This is a genomic window from Rhodopila sp. (assembly GCF_965276935.1).
GTDB lineage: Bacteria > Pseudomonadota > Alphaproteobacteria > Acetobacterales > Acetobacteraceae > Rhodopila.
The window spans coordinates 101803-118800 of sequence record NZ_CBDIBS010000001.1; the positions used below are offsets into that span (position 1 = coordinate 101803).

Sequence of the window (16998 nt, forward strand, 5' to 3'; positions counted from 1 at the left end):
CCCTTCCTCCGCCATGATGGTTGAGGCCGTTGCCCAGGCGGTCAGCCTGTCAGCCCATGAGTAGGACCAACAGGACTCTCAATTCACATCACGTGCAGCTTTGCCGAAATCGTGTTGCCATTCCGGGCATTGCCGCAAGCAACACCGGCAGGTTCATAGCAACACGTTGTTGCAAAGCAACGGACTGCTCTTGTGCGTCAACAAGCATCGCGGCCTCATCGAAAGCCAGGATGCGACCATCGCGCATCACCCATTGACCGTCGACCATAACATTGTCGACATGTTCGACGCCGGCATGCTGCACCATCACGTCGAGCGTCGGACGTGCGGCGAGTGTTCCCGCATCCTTGGCGCGCACCAGCACGAGATCGGCGATTTGCCCCGGAGCAACCCGGCCAAGCTGACCTTTCAAATCCAGAGCAGCCGCCCCGGCCTCGGTAGCGGCGGAGAAAATCTCGGACGCCTTCGGCCAGAGTGCGAAGTCCCCGCCGTCTTGTCGCGGTAAGCTCATCGCCAGGCGCATTCCGGCGAAATGGTCGGCGCGTCCGGCGGTATTGGCGGAATCGTTGCCCAGCGCCAGCCGCAGGCCGCAGGCGGCGCAGGCACGGAAGCGCATGACACCGCTGCCCAACATTAGGTTGCTGGCCGGGTTATGGCTGACCGTCACATCGTGGCGGGCGAGGGTTTCCATCTCCGCCTCACTGAGCCAGACGCCGTGGGCGCATGTAAGGCTGCCGTCCAGCAGGCCCTGACGCTCCATCTCCGCCACCAATCCGCCAGGCCATCGCGCATTCAGCGAGGCCTGTGCTCGGGTTTCAAGCAGATGCGTGTGCACCGCGACGCCATGCCGATCCCGCAGCGTGCGCCAAAGCACCCAGGCCGCTGGCGAGCAGCGTTGCGGCGCGTTGGGTCCGAGCTGGATGCTGACTCGGCCCGAACCGGCCCGGGCCGCCTGCACGATGGCGGCAAATCTGCCTGTATAGGTCACGGCATCCAGCGGCGGCGGACCGCCAACCAGCGGCCGCAGTACGTCCGGCAGGGAAAGATCGAGCAGATCGTAGTCGGACACGTCATGCAGGAACGGCGCATAGGCGACGCGCAGGCCGGAAGATTCATGCGCCGCCAGCGAGGCCTCGGCCAAAGGCATCATCACCGCGTGGTCGACCATGCTGGTGATGCCCGCGCGAATACGTTCGGCGGCGCCCAGCAACGTGGCGGCGCGCAGGGCCGGCGCGTCAAATGCGCGGCCGTACAGCGTGGTGTGCAGCGCCCAGAGCTCCAATGGCAGCGAGTTCTCGGTGCCGCGCAACAATGTGCCGTAGGCGTGCGCATGAGCATCAACCATGCCGGGCATTAGCCAGTGCCCGGTGCCGTTCACCACCTCACCAGCGCGGGCGCGCAGTGCGGTCCGCTCCTCGGGCATGAAGGCCACCGCCTCGATCCGACCGCTCTCGACCAGCACGCTGCCGGTACGCGCCGCGGCATCGGTGCAGATCATGGCGTCGTCGATCAGGATCGGGGTCATCGCGGCTTAGCCGGGTTCGCCAGGGGTTCTGACGGCATGCATGCCTTCAGTCCGCTACCGCATAAGCCAGATTGGTAGGCGGTTTTCATGAAGCGCCCGCCCGCCCGCTTCCAATCCAACTCAGGCGAGCAACGGGGTGACTGCTGCCCTGGCCATGGGATGCCGCTGGATTCATGCCAACTGCTGCTCACGGCAGGCGCTTGCCGAGGGCTGGTCACCGGGATCGGCGCCCTGCACCCGCAGCCGGCGCTGCAGCCCGGCGACATCGATCGCGCGGACCGTGGTGCCGGCGGACAGCGCCATCGCCGCGGCGACGCCGGCGGCCTCGCCCATCGCCATGCACGGTGGAATTTCACGGGATATCTTCTGTGCCTGCGGCGTGGCGGAGTAGTGCCGGCCCGCCACCAGGATCTGCTCGATGCCGCGCGGCAGCAGGGCGCGGTAGGGTGTGTAGTAGTCCCGCCCGCGCGCGATGCTGTCGGGGAAATGGACGCGCTGGGTCACATCGTCCTTCGTCACCACATATTCGCCTTGCAGCATCCGCGTCTGCCGCACGCCGGTCTGCGGCGCCACATCGACCACGTAGCAGTTGGCGAACCCCGGCAGCTTGGCGCGCACATGGTCAACCATCGCATGAATACGCTTGCGGCCTTCAAACTCCGCCCGCGTCAGGTCTTCCACCTTCATGCCGTCTAGCCCCGTCATGTGCGGGCAGTTGCACCAGACGATGCCGGGCAGCGGCGTCTTCAGCCACCAGTAATCCCATGAGCCGCCGATCACCCGCCGGGCCTCCAGATCCAGCACGGCATACCGCTCCGGCTCCTCGAACTGGAACCGCTCGGCCTCATCGGTATCGACCCCACCCAGCCGGAACACGGTGGTGACCATGTAGGCGCCCTCGGAAAATCTCGCGCCGGCGGAGGCGGCGACATCCAAATCGCCCGTCGCGTCAATGACCACCTCCCCGATGATCGCCTGTCGCCCCGCCTTGCTTTCGACCACCACGCCGGCGACGCGGCCGTCGCGCACGATGCTGCCGGCGAACAAGGAATGCAGGCGAAGCTCGATGCCGGCCTCCCGCACCATGTCGTCGCTGGCACGCTTCCAGCCATCCGGATCAAAGGCCACCGCGCAGCAGATCGGATGCGGACGGGTGCGGGTATTGAAATCAAACAGCCCCCATCTGGACCATTTGCGGAACATCGCCGGATCGTGGCCGCGCTCGTGTTCCGGCGGGTAGACCGCCAGGCCGTGTGCCTTCATCCGGTCCACCAGTTCACCGCAGAGGCCGCGCACGGTGATCTCCGCACCCGCGCACATGTCGTCCAGCACCAGCACCATGCCGCCGGACGCAAGGCCGCCCAGATACGGATAGCGCTCCACCAGGCACACCGAGGCGCCCTGTCGCGCCGCGGCAACGGCGGCGCTGAACCCGGCCGGTCCGCCGCCAACCACCACGACATCGGCACGGGCGGCAACACGCAGGGTGCGTTCCGGCTCGGTATAGGTGCTGTGCAACATGACGTGTGTCCTCAGCCTTGGGCGTGCGGCGCCCAGCGCACGCAGATGCGCTCGAGCATGCGGATGAACAGAAAGAAGGCGACCGAGAAGGCCGAACCGCAGATCACGGTGGCATAGAGCAGGGCGCTGTCGAAGTTGTAGGTCGCCTGGATGATCAGCGCGCCGATCCCCACCTGGGAGCCGATCCACTCGCCAACAATCGCCCCCACGACCGCCGTGCTGGCGGCGATCTTCAGCGCCGAGAACAGGTACGGAATCGAGGTCGGCAGGCGCAGCCGGGTGAAGACCTCCCACTTGCGGGCTGACAGCACGTGCATCAGCTCCAGCGCCTCCGGGCTGACCGCCTCCAGGCCGCGCACCATGTTCACCAGCGTGGGAAAGAAGCAGACAATCGCGGCGATGGTGATCTTCGGCGCCATGCCGTTGCCCAGCAGCAGCACCAGGATCGGCGCCTTGGCCACCACTGGAATGGAGTTGATCAGCACCACGATCGGGAAGAACGCTATCTCGATCGCCTTGCGATGCACGAACAGCGTGGCGATGGCGATGGCGACGACATTGCCGAGCAGGAAGCCGCTGATCGCCTCGATCGCGGTCGGCCAGAGATTGGTTAGCAGCATGTCGGATTTCTGCCACAGCGTGACGGCGACCACCTGAGGCGCCGGCGCGATGAATGGCTTGACCTGGAAGAACGCCACCAGCGCCCACCAGGCGAACAGCAATGACGCAGCGCCCGCCAGCGGCAGCAGCCGGCGCTTCCAGCGTGCCCAGCGCTGCGCAGCCAACCACGCCGCGCGGGCACGATCAGCGTCGTCCAGGGTGCGCGCGGGCAGGCTGACCGTCGGATGATCGATGCCGACATCCGATGCCATCAGCAGGTCTCCAGCACGGCGCGCAGGCGGCCGGCTAGCGCGCCGAACTCGGCGGTGTCGCGGATCGCCAGATGGCGCGGCTCTGGCAAATCGATCGTCACCATCCGCCGCACCCGGCCGGGTGCGGCGGCGAGCATCAGCACCTGTTGGCCGAGATACGCCGCCTCATGGATGCTGTGGGTCACGAACAGGATCGTCGTGCCGGTTTCCCGCCAGATATGCAGCAGTTCGTCATTCAGGCGGTCGCGGGTGATCTCGTCCAGCGCGCCAAATGGCTCGTCCATCAGCAGGATTTTCGGGTCGCCCAGCAAGGCGCGGGCGATTGACACCCGCTGCCGCATGCCGCCGGACAGTTCGCGCGGCAGCGCCTTTTCCCAGCCGGCCAGCCCGACCAGCGCCAGCAATTCCTCGGCACCACGGCTGCCGCGCATCGGACTGCCGCCGCCCACCTGCAGCGGCAGGCGGACGTTGTCGATCGCGCTGCGCCAGGGCAGCAGGGTCGAGTCCTGAAAGACGAAGCCGATCTCACGCCTGCGGCGTGCGTCCCGCGGCGCCTGGCCCAGCACGCGCACGCGGCCGCTGGTCGGTGCGATGATGTCCGCGACAACGCGCAGCAGCGTGGATTTGCCGCAGCCAGACGGGCCGAGCAGCGTGAGGAACGTACCTGTGTCTAGACTGAAGCTGATGTCCTCCAGCGCGGTCACTTCGCGCCGCTCGCTCATGAACCGCACGGACACGCCGTTCAGTTCGATGGCGGGCGCCGTCAGGGTCGCCGCCGGCTGCATTCAGCCGATCCTGGGCCGGGCCGCGGCGGTGGCCTTCAGGATGTCCAGCGTCATGACCTCATCCAGCTTCGGAGTGCGCTTGGTGAACTGGTTCAGGCTCGCGTAAAGCGCGATCTGATCGTGCCATACCGCCGGATCCATCGTGCCGTAGCCGCCGGCTCTGGTGTGCTCGTCGAAACAGTAGTCCAGCATCACGTCCGCCGCGGCCCGTTCGTCGGCGGGAACCAGGTTGGGATATTGTTTCACCAGCAGCTCGACCGCCTTGTCGCGATTGGTATGCGCGAAACCCCATCCGCGGGCACTGGCACGCAGGAAGCGGGCTAGCACGTCGCCCTGATTGGCGATTGTGTCAGGCGTCGCGTAATATGGGTCGGCATAAAGTTGCACCCCGGCGTCCCACAGTCGCAACGTCACCCGATCCGGTCCCAGAACCTTCAACGCCGTGGTATTGGTCAGCCACCCGGTCACCACATCCACTTGGCCGGTCATGATCGGCATCATGTCCGAGCCGATCGTGACAACTTTTACATCCTTCAGATCCATTCCATTCTTCGCCAGCAGGGCGCGCAGCAGGACGACCCCTGTTGCCTGGATACCCACCTTCTTGCCCTTCAGGTCAGCCGGCGTATGCACCGGATTCTTCGCCAAGGAAAAGAACGCATAGGGGTGCTTCTGCGCCGATACCGCGAAACACCGGACCGGCAAATCCTGCGACACCGCAAGCATCAGCGACGGGCTGGAGGAAACCTGTCCAACCGCGCTGTGCCCCGACGCCACCGCTGCCACACCGTCATTGTTCGGACCGCCCGGCAAGATTTTCAGATCGAGACCCTCTTCGGCGAAATAGCCAAGCCGCAGGGCTGCTACCTCGCCCAACTGGTTGCCGCCGCCAAGCCATCCGAGCTGCATCTCCAGCGGCTGCGCGGCGCAGGCCTGCCTGGGGTCAATGCTGATCAACGCGCTCGTGGCACCCGCTACAAGCACGGATCGGCGGGAGATGTCTTGTCGTGAGATCGAGAAAGACGCCATGGAAAGACCTGCTCCCAAGTGTTTCAGGGTGACAGAACGCTGCTTATGTCAGATAGCGCCTTCTTGCGGCCTCGGCGATGCCCTTTCGGCGGCACTCAAGCGGAAGGCATCACCGTAATCTTGCCGCATGACCGGCTGGCGGCCATGAAGCTTCGCCGCGTTCGCCTACAGCGAAAGCGCCATCTGCCAAGCCAGCTTCTCGGTATCCGCTTGCCTCAACTACAGAATTTCAGGCGACGTGGCAGGCGCATCCGCCGCGCCACCGCAACTCATGACCGAACGACCGATATCGCCGCCAACCGGTGCCGCCCCAACACGCGGCGGAGCTATCCAAGCCGCTTGCCAGCATGTGACGATTCTGCCTTTGTTGGGGCTTCCGAGCCAGTGAAAACAGGGGAGTGTGTAACGTGACGGTATCAATTCGCCAAATTCATCCGGTCTTCGTCGGCGAAGTCACCGGTATCGATTGCAGCAAGCCGCTGTCGTCCGGAGATGTCGCGGCGATTGAGGCAGGTATGGACCACCACGCGGTGCTGATATTCCCGGACCAGCCGCTCACCGACCAGCAGCAGATCGACTTCACCCGGCACTTCGGGGAACTCGAGGGCTACCAAACCGGCGGCCATATCCGCAAGAAAGAAGACTCACGGCTCGCTCCCGAACTTGCGGATTTTTCCAACCTCGACAAGTCGGGCAACATCATGTCGGACCAGGATCGCGTGTGGTTCTTCAAGCTCGGCGATCGGCTCTGGCACTCCGACAGTTCGTTTCGTCCGATACCGGCGAAGTATTCGCTGCTGTCCGGACGCGTCCTCCCCTCCTGGGGCGCCAACACGGAATTCGCCGATATGCGTGCCGCCTATGACGCATTGGACGACCGCACGCGGCGAGAGGTCGAGGATCTGGTCTGTGAGCACTCGTTAAGGTTTTCACGCGAAGCGATCGGCTTCACCGACCTGACGCCAGAAGAGCGGACCGCGTTCCGTCCGGTCCGCCAGCGGCTGGTGCGCACCCATCCGGTGACGGGACGGAAGTCATTGTTCCTGTCCTCGCATGCCGGCACCATCCTGGGTTGGACCATCCCGGAGGCCCGCATGTTCTTGCGCGACCTGACGGAGTTCGCGACGCAGCAGCGCTTTGTCCATGCGCATGCCTGGCGGGTGAATGACCTCGTCATATGGGACAACCGCACCACGATGCACCGCGCTCGGCGGTTCGATCGCAACGAGGTCCGTGACGTGCGGCGCACCACGCTGGGTGGCGACGTTGCGACCATTGAACAAGCCGCGTGACGGCGGACCTACGCCGACGGCAGCCTCAAGCCATCTAATGCGTCATGGCCGGGTGACCGAGCCCGTTAGGAACGGTTGTCCCGGCCATCCGCCGGCGGTCCAAGGATCGTGTGGACGAACCGAACCTGACGGGGTGAAGGTCAGGCGACCTGATCGGAAATCGCCCCACGTCACGGACCAGGCCGTTCAGCACGTAGAGCGATAGAACGCCGCCCGCCGACGTACCGGATCGAGCAGCGACCAATCGCCCTGTTCCACCTCGAACCCCTTCGGAAACGGCGGCCTGACCTCCATGCCGAGTGACCGCATGACCCGCTCGTCGCGGTAATAGCATTGCACGATGACCCCGGTCAGCGCCGTCAGCGGTGCGCCGCCGGCTTCCCGCAACGCCGCCGCGGCGGCTTCGCGCCGAACCGGGTCAAGGTTGCAGAAGACGCCGCCAGCCAACGCATCCAGTCGCTGCAGCGCCTGTTTCACCAGCGCCGCATCCAGCCCGATACTGCCCAGGATATCGGTGAAGATCGTGTCATCGTCCGCGCCTGGTACGCCATGCGCGGCGCTCGCGGGGATCATCATTCCCGCGACGCACCGCAGCGACCGTGTCTCGTTCGCCGTCAGGGGCGGGTCCTGGTTTCGCATGGCTGCCTCAATCGAACAGTGTTGCCAGGCGCTGCTTGATGCTGTCCGCGATGTACAACGCCAGCGCCTGGATCGTGCAGGTCGGGTTCACGCCCGCGGAGGTTACGAAAACACTGCCATCGACCACGAACAGGTTCTTCACGTCGTGGCTGCGGCCCCATTCGTTGACCACGGAACGCTCCGCATCCGTGCCCATACGGGCCGTTCCCATCAGGTGCCAGCCGCCGTTGGTCACCGGCAATTCGACCCCCACATCGTGCGCCCCCGCCGCCAGCAGGATCTCGGTTCCTCGCGCCACCGCATGATCCAGCATGCGGCGGCTGTTCCGGCTGAAGGTGTAATCGATCCTGGGCGCGGGGATGCCGCTGCTGTCCTTCAGCACCGGATCGAGCGTGACGGTATTATGCGCCTCCGGCAGATCCTCGCAGATCGCCATCATTCCAGTGCGATGGCAGAACAACTTGCGATAGGCGTCGTGATGCCCCTCGCCCCACGGCACGCGCCCCGTCGCCATTCCGGCGATCGCCGTTCGCACTGGACCCTGGCCGCGATTGAATTCGAAGGTATAGCCGCGCAGGAAATCCCGTGACGGGTCGGTTTCGTAAAACTCCTGGCTCCAGATGCAATTTCCCGGACCGCGATAGCCATCCTGCGCCTTGTCGAAATAGCCGTAGATCTGGGCATAGGGATGGAACATCAGGTTCCTGCCGACCAGGCCGCTGGAGTTTGCCAGTCCGTTCGGAAATCGCGACGAGGCCGAGTTCAGCAGGATCCGCGGCGTGCCGATCCCGTTGCAGGCCATGATCACGACCTCCGCCGGCTGGAATTGCTCGACCCCGTCCGCGTCGTAGTAGACCACGCCGGACGCCATGCGCTTCTCGTTGGTGGTGATTTCCCTCACCCGGCACCGCGTCCGCAATTCGACCCCGGCGCGGATCGCGTGCGGCCAATAGGTGATATCCGTGCTGGCTTTCGCCCCCTGCGCGCAGCCGCCGACGCAGTTGCCAAGGTTGATGCACCCGGCGCGCCCCTCGTAGTCCGAGGAGGCGATCGCGCTGTCCGATGGCCACCAGTGCCAGCCAAGCTTGTTCAGCCCGCCTGCCAAGGTCGCGCCCGACTTGCCCAGCGGCAGCGGCGACATCATCGGCTGCTTGGGCGGATAGGCCGGATCGCCCGCCAGGCCGGATACCCCTGTCATGCGGTCATTTTCCGCGTAATAGGGCTCCAGCGTGCGGTAATCGATCGGCCAGTCGTCAGCCACCCCGTCCAGCGAGCGTACCCGGAAGTCCGATGGATGAAACCGCGGGAAATGCCCGGCATACAAGATCGTTCCGCCGCCGACGCCATTGAAGTTGACAACCTTGATCGGCGAGTTGTCCTCGTTGATGGGATAATCCATCACCCCGGCGCGGCGGTTGGGGCTGGGGCTGAACGATCCCATTTGCCGCGCCTCCGAGTCCCGGCCATTGCTGGGGTAGTCGGTGGGTTTCACCCAATCGCCTTGCTCCAGGCACACGATCCGCATTCTTGTCTCGGCCAGGCTCCAGGCCACGGCACCGCCCGAGGCGCCGGCGCCTATGATCACGACATCAACCGGTTCCAGCATGGTGAACTCCTGGGCGCACTAGGGGCATCGCCACCGCAAGCCGGCCAGGCGGCCCGCACTATCTTTAAATGTGCCACACACCCTGCGCGATATCGGTCGGGCCGGCAAGCCGAAGGTGGTTGCCATGAATACCGCCATATCAGCACATCAATGTCCACTGCATTGGTATTGCAGCCCAAGGCAATCGGGTGAACCGGATGACGCGAAAAGTTCCGCGCCACGGGCACCCGACGGGCGTCCTGGCCGCGCTGCCTTGTGTCATGGCCCTGGCTTGGCTCGGCTATCCACGACTTGCGGTGCCACACCAAGCCAAGGTCGTGGGTCACCGGGCCAAGCCCGGTGATGACACAGTGGCGGATGCGCCATCCCGTATCTTCGATCTACTTCACCCGATTGCCCGGTGTTGCATCCCGGCAGCCGACTTGCCCACGGTCGCCTGACGTCTATTGTTGCGCCGCAGCGAATACCTGCGGCCTGGACGTCCTGAAGTCGGAGACCCATCTCTCATGTCCCGCAAGCTTATTCTCGATGTCGACACCGGAACCGATGACGCGGTGGCGATCATGCTCGCCGCCTTGCATCCGGAACTGGACCTGATCGGCGTGACCACGGTGAACGGCAATGTCGAGGTGCGCTACTGCACCGACAACAGCCTGCGCACACTGGATTTTATCGGCCGCTCCGACATTCCGGTGTTCGAGGGCATCGCCCGTCCGCTGGTGCGGCCGGATTTCCCGATCCCCCGCGCCAGCAAGAAATCCACCGGCGTGCACGGCCAGACCCTGGACATCCCGGCCGCCACCAGCACCAGGCAGCATCAGCGCGCGGTTGACTTCCTGATCGAGACCTACCGTGCCGCCACCGAGGCGATCACCCTGGTGCCGACCGGCCCGCTGACCAACATTGCCGCGGCCATCGCGCTGGACCCGAAATTCGTCGAGCGTGTGCCGGAGATCGTCATCATGGGCGGCGCGCACCACCACGGCAACGTGACACCGGCCGCGGAGTTCAACATCTGGGCCGACGCCGACGCGGCCGCATCGGTGCTCGCCGCCGGCTTCCGCAAGCTGGTAATGGTGCCGCTGGACGCCACGCACCAGGCGCTGGTGTCGATGCAGGCATGTGACGATATGGCGGCGCTGGGCACGCCCGCCGGCATCGCCGCGGCGCGCTTCATTGGCCGCCGCATCAGGGCCTATGATTCGAACCAACCAATGGCGGAGCGCAACGCCGCCCCGGTGCACGATGCGCTCTGCGTGGCCTATCTGGTGGACCCGACGGTCATCACCACGACCCACCTGCACGTGGCAGTGGAAACCCAGGGCGCGCTGACCGTCGGCCGGACTGTCGTGGACACCAATGCCCGTGGCGAGCAGGCACCCAACTGCCATTTCGCGTTCCATGCCGACCGCCGCAAATTCGTTGCTATCCTGCGTGAGACCTTCGCCCGCGTCGCTGCCTGATCCCGCTCCCCAGCCGCAAGGATGCGCGCAACATGAAATCCATCCTGCTGCTCGCCAGCCTGCTGACGCTCGCTGCCGGAGGCGCATTGGCAGGCGAGCGCGGGTCTCCCACACCAGCGTGTCCGCAAGGCGTGCTGACCCTGCGCCTGCTGCGTTCCATCAACAATCCACCACAGCCGGATGTGGTCGGCACCTGGGAAGCCGCCAATCCCTGCGTGACGATCGAGGTAAACGAGGTGCCATTCGGTCAGCTCGCCGACAAGATCAGCGTGCTCGCCGCATCGGGCAATCCGCCCGACATCTTCGGCTATGACGGGCCGAACACCGCCAGCTACGCCGCCGCCGGAATGCTGCTGCCGCTGGATGCCTACCTGCCCGCCGGGTTCAAGGACGATGTCACGCGGGCGTCGCTGACCGAGCACAGCTACCTCGGCAAACTCTATTCGCCGGGCACGCAGCAGACCACCCTGGCGATGTTTTACAATGCAACGCTGCTCGACAAGCTCGATATCCATCCGCCGACTGATCTGAACTCCGGCTGGACCTGGGCGCAGGCGCTGGAGGCAATGCAGAAGTGCCAGCAGGGGAGGGGCGACGACGTCGCCGTCTGGGGCCTGGCACCCAGCCACTTCGGCACCGGCCAACCTGGCTTCGTGTATCGCGACCTGCTGTTCGAGCGCAGCGCCGGCGATCCCAAGGCGCCAAAGGACAGCAGCGCCTACAAGACCTATTTCGCCATTTCGCCGGACGGCAAGACCGCGGAGGGGTGGCTGAACACGCCACAAGCCGTTGCCGGCGCCACCTTCTACCGCGACCTGTTCAACGTCGCCAAGGTGACGCCAAAGGCCGGCATCCCAACCGCGTTCCAGGACGGCAAGGCGTGCTTCACACTCGACACCTCGTATTTCATGGCCGGGCTGATCAAGAATGATCCTGGCTTCAAATGGGGCGTGACGCCGCTGCCCTACATCAAGACGCCGATCGTGCACACCGGCAGCGTCACCCTCGGCGTCAGCCGCAAGACGAAGTACCCGGCGCAGGCCGCGAAGTTCGTGATCGACGTCAGCACAGGTTTGCCGGCCGTGGAATACGCCCACCGTGCCCGCATCCTGCCGGTGCTGAAATCGGTGCGCGACAAGATGCCGGAATTGAACGAATACCCGCTGTCCATCTTCTATCAGGAGCTGGTGCAGTGGGGCCAGCCACGGCCGCCTTCGCCGCACTTCGCGCAATACGACAAGATCGTGTCCGACGCGCTGCGCGACATCGCCTACGGCGCCGATCCGAAAACCCGGCTTGATGCGGCGGCGCGCACCTTGCAGCCGATCCTGAGCCGCTGACCCGCCCGGTGACCGGCGCCCGCCGCCGGCCGCGCGCCTCCCACGCACGGCGGCGCCTGCGGCACGGCGCCACCATTGCCGCCTTCATCGGCCCGTTCCTGTTGCTGCTGGCGGTGTTCCAGTATCTGCCAGTGGCCAGAATGATGCGCGACAGCCTGTACAGCTACCAGCTTCTCAACCCGGACGAGCGACTTTTCGTCGGGCTGGAAAACTATGTCGAGCTGTTCACCGATCCAGACACGCTGCGGTCCTTCAGCGTGACGTTCGGATTTGCCGCCGGCACCATCGTCGTGGTGATCCCGCTGTCCTTCCTGCTGGCGGTCTACCTGAACGGCAGGCTGCCGATGCGCGCGGTGGTGCGCACCGTGGTGTTCCTGCCCGTGGTGACCTCGGCGGTGGTCATCGCCACCATGTGGACCTTCCTGCTCGATCCGGCCAACGGGCTGATCAACGGCGCGCTGGCGGGGCTGGATCTGCCGCGGCTGGCGTTCCTGACCAGCAAGGCGCAGGCACTGCCCTCTGTCGTGCTGGTCACCGTCTGGCAGCAGCTTGGCTTTGCAACAATCCTGTTCCTGTCGGGCTTGCAGGGCATTCCCGCCGAACTGGAGGACGCCGCGCGGGTCGACGGCGCCTCCGGATTGCAGCGCCTGCGCCACGTGGTCCTGCCGCTGCTGGGGCGCACCACGCTGTTCGTGGTGGTGATCATGACGGTGTTCGCGCTGCAATCCTTCGCACCGCCGCTGATCATGACCGGCGGCGGGCCTGAAGGCACCACCAACTTCGTCGTCTACAACATCTACCAGACCGCCTTCAGCTTGCAGCAGCCCGGCATGGCATCGGCGATCTCCACGGTGTTCATGTTCATCGTGCTTGGGATCAGCCTGGTGCAGATGGGCCTGCTGCGCACGAAGTGGAACTACTAGCGTGCCACGCGCCATGCTGCGCGGTGCGGCCGCCGCCGCCATCCTGGCGATCATCGTCGTGGTGTTCCTGTTGCCCTATGCCTGGATCGTCGCCTCCTCGTTCAAGCCGCAGGCAACCATCTTCCGCGACCTTAATCCGGTAAGCTGGCGCAGCTTCGTCCCGACCAACCCGACCCTGGACAACGTCATCCACCTGTTCACCCAGCGCGGCGTCGGGCGTGCCTTGCTGAATTCCGCCGTCATCTCCGCCTGTCAGGTGGTTGGCACGCTGATCCTGTGCACGCTGGCCGCCTACGGGCTGACGCGCATCCGCTTCCGCGGCAGCAACATCGTGTTCGTGCTGATCCTGATGACATTCCTGCTACCTATCGAATCGCTGATAGTGCCACTCTATCAGGTGGTCGCCGATATCGGCCTGCAGGACACCTTGATCGCCGCGTTCATTCCGTGGATCGCCAGTCCGTTCGGCCTGTTCCTGCTGCGCCAGGCGTTCGAGGAACTGCCGCGCGAACTCGACGACGCCGCGACCATAGACGGCGCCGGCCACTTCCGCATCTTCTGGAGCATCATCCTGCCCAACGTGCGCACCGCGTTGGCGACCCTCGCCCTGGTGACGTTCCTGTTCTCCTGGAACAGCTTCCTGTGGCCGCTGGTGATCCTGCAATCGCCGGAGAACCAGGTGATACAACTCGCCATCGCACAATCCGTGGCGCCTGGGCAACTGCCGAACTGGGGCGAGACATTCGCCGGCGCGATGATCGCGACGCTGCCACTGATTCTGCTGTTCCTGTTCCTGCAACGCTTCTTCGTCCGCGGGATCGCCGTAACGGGGATAAAAGGTTAGCTTCAGCCCCCCCGCAGCCTTCGTCGTCGTGAGCCCTGATCGTCACGGCACTGCTTCCCCCGCCACCACAACCTGTTCCGGCTTTCCCAGCATCAACAGCATAGCGGTTCCCAGCAACGCGAACGCCACGATCGGCAGCATCGCCAGCGGATAGCTGTGCGTCGCATCAAAGATCCAGCCCATCAGCGTGTTGCAGATGAACCCGCATCCCGTCCCCATCGCATTGACCATCGCAATACCCGCGGCTGCGCTCGGAGCGGCCAGGTAGTCCGAGGTCAACGCCCAGAATGGCCCTCGCGTAATTGACGTGCAGACCACGCACACGCACAGCAACCCGATTGTCGGCATCAACCCGGTGAACGGCACACACAGCGCCAACGCCACGCCACTCAGCCCCAACGGTATCGCGGTGTGCCACAGCCGCTCGTTCTTGCGGTCCGACCGCTGACCCCACCAAATCATCGCCGCGGCCGAGAACACGTAGGGCAGGGCGTTCAACCAGCCCACCTGCGAATTGCTCAGCCCGAAGGACTTGATGAATTGCGGCTGCCACAACGCCAGGCCCGAGCTGGCCGTCGCGCCGCCGGCGTAGACAATCGCCAGCGCCAGCACGGTCGGGTTGCGCACCACCCGCCAGGCCGACCCCTGGGCGACACGCCTCGCCTGCCGCCGTTCGCTGTCCAGCCGCTCGGTCAGCCAGGCCCGCTGTTCCGCGGTCAACCAGTTCGCGTGCTCGGGCCTGTCGGTCAGCCAGATCAGGCAGACGAAGCCCAGCAGTATTGCGGGCACGGCCTCCAGGATGAACACCCATTGCCAGCCGCGCAGGCCGAGCAATCCGTCGAAGCCGAGCAGGGTCGCGGAAATGGGGGAGCCGATGAAGCCGGCGACGGGGATGGCGACCATGAAGATGCCGACGATCCGCGCCCGCTGCGCCGCCGGGAACCAGTAGGTCAGATACAGGATCACACCCGGAAAGAAGCCGGCCTCCGCCGCCCCCAGGATAAAGCGGACGATGACAAAGGACGCGGGACCGGCGACGGCCGCCATGCCGGCGGACACCAGGCCCCAGCTTATCATGATCCGGCAGATCCACGTCCGCGCGCCGTACTTCTCCAGCGCCAGGTTGCTTGGCACCTCGAACAGGAAGTAGCCGACAAAGAAGATACCGCCGCCCAGGCCGAACACGGTGCCGCTGAGGCCGATGTCCTTGTTCATCTGCAGCGCCGCGAAACCGGCATTGGTGCGGTCGATGTAGCAGATCAGATAAGCCAGCATCAGGAACGGCAGCAGACGGAGGCTTACCCGCCGCAGTGTCGCGGCCTCCAGCGCGCCGGGTTCGGCCATGTTACCCTCCCTTGCTGCCGGCTGTGATCGCTCGGCCTGAACACAGCCTGCCGGACGCGCCGGACGCCGGTCAACGCCGCATTGCATGATGAATCATCGAGGCAATCCTTGATCGGGACTTGCTGACGGCGGATGTTCGCCTTAATGCCACTCCGAGTAACCCAAGCGGGATCTGCGCCAAGCCGGAGAACGACGCGTGTCAGTCACTACACACGACCACGAACATGACCACCACGGCCACACCCCCGGATTTGTGGCGCGCTGGCTGTTCAGCACCAACCACAAGGACATCGGCACGCTGTATCTGCTGTTCGCCGGGCTGGCCGGGACGGTCGGCGGTGCGCTGTCGATGATTATGCGGGCGCAGTTGCAACACCCGCACGGCACCATCGTCTCCACTGGGCAGGAGTGGAACACGATCATCACCTCGCACGGCCTGATCATGATCTTCTTCACGGTCATGCCGGCGCTGATCGGCGGCTTCGGCAACTGGTTCATCCCGCTGATGATTGGCGCGCCCGACATGGCGTTCCCGCGGCTGAACAATATCAGCTTCTGGCTGCTGCCGCCGGCGTTCGTGCTGATCATGACCGGCCTGTACCTGGGCGAGTCCGGCACCGGCTGGACGCTGTATCCGCCGCTGTCGCTGTCCACCTACGAAAGCGGCATCGGCATGGATTGCACGCTGTTCGCGCTGCATCTGGCGGGCATCTCGTCGCTGCTCGGATCGATGAACTTCATCGTCACCATTTTCAACATGCGCGCCCCCGGCATGACCCTGCACAAGATGCCGCTGTTCATTTGGGCGGAGCTGGTCACCGCGTTCCTGCTGCTGCTGGCGGTCCCCGTGCTGGCCGGCGCCATCACCATGCTGATCTGCGACCGCAATTTCGGCACCGCCTTCTTTGACCCGACCGGCGGCGGCGATCCGGTACTGTTCCAGCACCTGTTCTGGTTCTTCGGCCACCCCGAGGTCTACATCATGATCCTGCCGGCCTTCGGGATCGTCAGCCACGTGGTTTCGACCTTCAGCCACAAGCCGATCTTCGGCTACCTCGGCATGGTCTACGCGATGATCGCCATCGGAGTGGTCGGCTTCGTCGTGTGGGCGCACCACATGTTCATCTCCGGCATCGACGTGGACACACGCGCCTACTTCATGGCTGCGACCTTGGTGATCGCGGTGCCGACCGGCATCAAGATCTTCTCCTGGATCGCCACGATGTGGGGCGGCTCGATCGAGTTCAAGACGCCGATGCTGTGGGCGATCGGGTTCATCTTCGTCTTCACCATCGGCGGCGTCACCGGCGTGGTGCTGGCCAATGCCGGCATCGACGAGATCGTGCACAACACCTATTACGTCGTGGCGCACTTCCATTACGTGCTGTCGCTGGGCGCCGTGTTCGGCATCTTCGCCGGCTTCTACTACTGGATCGGCAAGATGTCCGGCCACCAATATCCGGAGTTCTGGGGCAAGGTGCATTTCTGGCTGTTCTTCGCCGGCGTCAACCTGACCTTCTTTCCGCAGCACTTCCTCGGCCTGTCCGGCATGCCGCGCCGCTATCCGGACTATCCGGACGCCTTCGCCGGCTGGAACCTGATCTCATCGCTCGGTGCCTACCTCAGCGGCGTGTCAATGTTGGTGTTCGTCTATGTCCTGTTCAGGACGTTCACCTCACAGGCGCATGTCGCCGACAACTATTGGGGAGAGGGTGCCACGACCCTGGAATGGACCCAGACCTCGCCGCCCGCGCACCATACCTACCTGGAACTTCCGCGCATTCGCTGAATCCGATTGCCCGTGGACGAGTCGAT

Annotated in this window: 14 protein-coding genes; 6 read left to right on the forward strand and 8 right to left on the reverse strand. The window is 64.8% G+C overall.

Going from position 1 to position 16998, the window contains the following annotated elements:
* Positions 1–88: 88 nt before the first annotated feature.
* The 5 genes from ACQY4S_RS00495 to ACQY4S_RS00515 form a co-directional block, all read right to left on the reverse strand.
* Complete coding sequence (locus ACQY4S_RS00495; protein ID WP_428483207.1) at positions 89–1525, reverse strand: amidohydrolase family protein; 1437 nt, start codon at positions 1523–1525, stop codon at positions 89–91.
* A 171-nt stretch (positions 1526–1696) separates the two neighbouring features.
* Positions 1697–3046, reverse strand: a complete 1350-nt coding sequence (locus ACQY4S_RS00500; RefSeq protein ID WP_428483208.1) for an FAD-dependent oxidoreductase — start codon at positions 3044–3046, stop codon at positions 1697–1699.
* 11 nt (positions 3047–3057) lie between these two features.
* Positions 3058–3918: an ABC transporter permease gene (locus ACQY4S_RS00505; RefSeq protein WP_428483209.1), complete on the reverse strand. Its 861-nt coding sequence runs from the start codon at positions 3916–3918 to the stop codon at positions 3058–3060.
* Positions 3918–4703 carry an ABC transporter ATP-binding protein gene (locus tag ACQY4S_RS00510; protein ID WP_428483210.1) on the reverse strand — a complete coding sequence of 262 codons (786 nt, stop codon included), beginning with the start codon at positions 4701–4703 and terminating at the stop codon, positions 3918–3920. The genes ACQY4S_RS00505 and ACQY4S_RS00510 overlap by 1 nt, the downstream gene beginning before the upstream one ends.
* On the reverse strand, positions 4704–5732 hold the full coding sequence (locus ACQY4S_RS00515; protein WP_428483211.1) for an ABC transporter substrate-binding protein: 1029 nt from the start codon (positions 5730–5732) through the stop codon (positions 4704–4706).
* Between the two features lie 407 nt (positions 5733–6139).
* On the opposite strand from ACQY4S_RS00515, the gene ACQY4S_RS00520 reads away from it, so the two are divergent.
* Entirely contained in the window at positions 6140–7024 is an 885-nt protein-coding gene (locus ACQY4S_RS00520; RefSeq protein ID WP_428483212.1) for a TauD/TfdA dioxygenase family protein, read from the forward strand.
* A 186-nt stretch (positions 7025–7210) separates the two neighbouring features.
* Here ACQY4S_RS00520 and ACQY4S_RS00525 read toward each other — a convergent pair whose 3' ends face one another.
* Both ACQY4S_RS00525 and ACQY4S_RS00530 read right to left on the reverse strand, forming a co-directional pair.
* Entirely contained in the window at positions 7211–7663 is a 453-nt protein-coding gene (locus ACQY4S_RS00525; protein ID WP_428483213.1) for a hypothetical protein, read from the reverse strand.
* A gap of 7 nt (positions 7664–7670) precedes the next feature.
* A complete protein-coding gene (locus tag ACQY4S_RS00530; RefSeq protein ID WP_428483214.1) occupies positions 7671–9269 on the reverse strand; it encodes a GMC family oxidoreductase in 1599 nt (532 codons plus the stop codon).
* A gap of 506 nt (positions 9270–9775) precedes the next feature.
* Here ACQY4S_RS00530 and ACQY4S_RS00535 point away from each other — a divergent pair.
* The 4 genes from ACQY4S_RS00535 to ACQY4S_RS00550 are packed head-to-tail and all read left to right on the forward strand — an operon-like array spanning position 9776 to position 13839.
* A complete protein-coding gene (locus ACQY4S_RS00535) occupies positions 9776–10732 on the forward strand; it encodes a nucleoside hydrolase (protein ID WP_428483215.1) in 957 nt (318 codons plus the stop codon).
* 32 nt (positions 10733–10764) lie between these two features.
* On the forward strand, positions 10765–12072 hold the full coding sequence (locus tag ACQY4S_RS00540; RefSeq protein ID WP_428483216.1) for an extracellular solute-binding protein: 1308 nt from the start codon (positions 10765–10767) through the stop codon (positions 12070–12072).
* A gap of 8 nt (positions 12073–12080) precedes the next feature.
* Entirely contained in the window at positions 12081–12995 is a 915-nt protein-coding gene (locus ACQY4S_RS00545) for a carbohydrate ABC transporter permease (protein ID WP_428483217.1), read from the forward strand.
* A 1-nt stretch (position 12996) separates the two neighbouring features.
* Positions 12997–13839 (forward strand): carbohydrate ABC transporter permease, encoded by an 843-nt coding sequence (locus ACQY4S_RS00550; protein WP_428483218.1) that lies wholly within the window; start codon positions 12997–12999, stop codon positions 13837–13839.
* A 42-nt stretch (positions 13840–13881) separates the two neighbouring features.
* Here the strand turns inward: ACQY4S_RS00550 and ACQY4S_RS00555 are convergent, their stop codons facing one another.
* Positions 13882–15183 carry an MFS transporter gene (locus tag ACQY4S_RS00555; RefSeq protein WP_428483219.1) on the reverse strand — a complete coding sequence of 434 codons (1302 nt, stop codon included), beginning with the start codon at positions 15181–15183 and terminating at the stop codon, positions 13882–13884.
* 196 nt (positions 15184–15379) lie between these two features.
* On the opposite strand from ACQY4S_RS00555, the gene ctaD reads away from it, so the two are divergent.
* A complete protein-coding gene (gene ctaD / locus ACQY4S_RS00560) occupies positions 15380–16972 on the forward strand; it encodes a cytochrome c oxidase subunit I (RefSeq protein WP_428483220.1) in 1593 nt (530 codons plus the stop codon).
* The last annotated feature ends 26 nt before the right edge of the window (positions 16973–16998 follow it).

What these genes read in the sequence shown, in the direction of transcription:
- ACQY4S_RS00495 (WP_428483207.1), bottom strand. Translation starts at nt 1,525, where the DNA reads ATGACCCCGATCCTGATCGACGACGCCATGATCTGCACCGATGCCGCG.
- ACQY4S_RS00500 (WP_428483208.1), bottom strand. Translation starts at nt 3,046, where the DNA reads ATGTTGCACAGCACCTATACCGAGCCGGAACGCACCCTGCGTGTTGCC.
- ACQY4S_RS00505 (WP_428483209.1), bottom strand. Translation starts at nt 3,918, where the DNA reads ATGGCATCGGATGTCGGCATCGATCATCCGACGGTCAGCCTGCCCGCG.
- ACQY4S_RS00510 (WP_428483210.1), bottom strand. Translation starts at nt 4,703, where the DNA reads ATGCAGCCGGCGGCGACCCTGACGGCGCCCGCCATCGAACTGAACGGC.
- ACQY4S_RS00515 (WP_428483211.1), bottom strand. Translation starts at nt 5,732, where the DNA reads ATGGCGTCTTTCTCGATCTCACGACAAGACATCTCCCGCCGATCCGTG.
- ACQY4S_RS00525 (WP_428483213.1), bottom strand. Translation starts at nt 7,663, where the DNA reads ATGCGAAACCAGGACCCGCCCCTGACGGCGAACGAGACACGGTCGCTG.
- ACQY4S_RS00530 (WP_428483214.1), bottom strand. Translation starts at nt 9,269, where the DNA reads ATGCTGGAACCGGTTGATGTCGTGATCATAGGCGCCGGCGCCTCGGGC.
- ACQY4S_RS00535 (WP_428483215.1), top strand. Translation starts at nt 9,776, where the DNA reads ATGTCCCGCAAGCTTATTCTCGATGTCGACACCGGAACCGATGACGCG.
- ACQY4S_RS00540 (WP_428483216.1), top strand. Translation starts at nt 10,765, where the DNA reads ATGAAATCCATCCTGCTGCTCGCCAGCCTGCTGACGCTCGCTGCCGGA.
- ACQY4S_RS00555 (WP_428483219.1), bottom strand. Translation starts at nt 15,183, where the DNA reads ATGGCCGAACCCGGCGCGCTGGAGGCCGCGACACTGCGGCGGGTAAGC.